We start from the raw sequence: 2113 nt of genomic DNA, 5'->3' as shown, positions 1-2113 counted from the left end.
CTGTCGGTGGTCAGGTTGCCACCGGCCTTGCCGGCGGCCTTGGCGAAGGTGTCGATGATGTTGTAGCCGTAGACCGAGAACACGGTGGGGTCTTCGTTGAACTTGGTCTTGTACTTGTTGGCCCAGAAGCGCACGGGTTGCGAGGCGTCGTCCAGGTAGGGGTTCTGCACCGTCATGGTGGCGTAGATGCCGTTCATGGCGGGGCCGCCGAGTTTGTGGATCAGGTCGGTGTAGAGCGCGCTGGAGCCCATGAAGGTGGGGTTGAAGCCGAGCTTGCGCGCGGTGGCGACGGTGCCCACGGTCTCGCGGATGATGGTGCCGAGCACGACGAAGTCGCACTGGGCGGCGGCCAGTTTCTGCATCTGCGAACCGAAGTCGGTGGCGCCGCGCTTGAAGCTGGCTTCTTCGGCCATTTCCATGCCGATGGACTTCAGGCCTTCCTTAGCGCCGCGCAGCACTTCCAGGCCGAACTCGTCGTCCTGGTAGACTGCGCAGACCTTCTTGGCGCCCTTGTCCTTCACCACCTTGGGTAGCGAGTTCTTCATCTGGTCAAAGTAGGTGGCGGCGAACGAGTACTTGAGCTTGTGGAAGGGCTCGTACATTTCGCGCGCGGCCGTGACCGGGAAGAAGTTGACAACGTTCTTCTGGAACTGCACCGGCATGGCGGCCATGTTCTGCGCCGTGCCCAGGTGGCCGACCATGGCAAAGATCTTGTCCTGGTTGACCAGCTTCTGCGCCGCGAGCACGGCGTTCTTGGGGTCGTACTTGCTGTCTTCCACCAGCAGCTTGAGCTTGCGGCCGTTGACGCCACCCTGCTCGTTGATCTCGTCCACGCGCAGCGTCATGCCCAGGCGGATCTGCTTGCCGAAGCCGGCCAGCGGGCCGGACAGGTCCTGGATGGAGCCGAGGGTGATTTCGTCCTTGCTGACGCCTTGCGACTGGGCCAGCGCGGCACCGGTCGTCAGGGCCAGCGCGGCAGCGGTCAGAGAGATTCGGGCTTTCATCGGTCTTGTCTCCTTGGTGGATGGAATGGCGGGGGAAGCGTGGTGCTCGGGGCCGGCGCTCAGCGGTACATGGCGTCGATCTGCTGCGCGTACTTCTGCTGCACCAGCTTGCGTTTGAGCTTCATGGTGGGCGTGAGTTCTTCGTCTTCGGCGCTGAGCTGGGTGTCGAGCAGCCAGAAGTGCTTGATCTGCTCGACCCGCGCGAACTTCTTGTTGGTGGCGTCGATGACGTCCTGGATCAGCTGCTGCACCTCGGGCGAGCGGGTGAGGCTGGCGTAGTTGGAGAAGGGCACGTCGTTGTCCTGCGCAAACTTTTCGACGTTCTCCTGGTCGATCATGATGATCACGGTGAGGTAGGGCCGCTTGTCGCCAATGACCACGGCGTCGGTGATGTAAGGCGAGAACTTGAGTTCGTTTTCCAGCTCGCTGGGCGTGATGTTCTTGCCCCCTGCGGTGATGATGATGTCCTTCATGCGGTCGGTGATGCGGAAAAACCCTTCCTCATCGACCACGCCCACGTCGCCGGTGTGCAGCCAGCCGTCGGCGTCGATGGTCTCGGCCGTTTTCTCGGGCAGGTTCAGGTAGCCCATGAACACGTTGGGGCCGCGCACCAGGATCTCGCCGGTCTGTGGGTCCAGCTTCACTTCGTTGTACTGCGCGGCCGGGCCGATGCTGCCGGGCTTGATGCGCTCGGCCGGGATGCCGGTGGACGCACCGCAGGTCTCGGTCATGCCCCATACCTCCAGCATGGGCACGCCCAGCGCCAGGTACCAGCGCACCAGCTCGGGCGAGATGGGGGCTGCGCCGGTGACCAGGAAGCGCGCGCGGTGGATGCCGATGAGCTTGCGCACGTTGTCCAGCACCAGCAGGCGCGCGGCGCGGAACTGCCACTGCAGGCCTGCGGGCACGGTCTCGCCCTTGAGCACGTGGTCGGCCACGCGCTGGCCGACACCGATGGCCCAGGCGTAGGCGGCCTGCTGCAGGCGGCTCGCTTCCTTGAGGGCGATCATCACGCCCGAGTAGAACTTCTCCCACACGCGCGGCACGGCGGTGAACACGGTGGGCGCGATCTCGCGCACGTTCTCGGGCACCGTCTCGGGGTTCTCGAC

Annotated in this window: 2 protein-coding genes; both read right to left on the bottom strand. The window is 64.3% G+C overall.

Translation table 11 applies throughout. The annotated features are described in order from the left end of the window. A partial coding sequence (locus ACR2JA_RS05935) for an ABC transporter substrate-binding protein (RefSeq protein WP_434008187.1) occupies positions 1-1004 on the bottom strand: 1004 nt, incomplete at its 3' end. 59 nt (positions 1005-1063) lie between these two features. Next, on the bottom strand, positions 1064-2113 hold a 1050-nt coding region (locus tag ACR2JA_RS05930), incomplete at its 5' end, for an AMP-dependent synthetase/ligase (protein ID WP_434008186.1).

The organism is Hydrogenophaga sp., from assembly GCF_051007235.1.
Classification (GTDB): domain Bacteria; phylum Pseudomonadota; class Gammaproteobacteria; order Burkholderiales; family Burkholderiaceae_C; genus Hydrogenophaga.
Note: the sequence above shows the minus strand (reverse complement) of the source record. Positions and strands in the feature narration are given on the sequence as shown.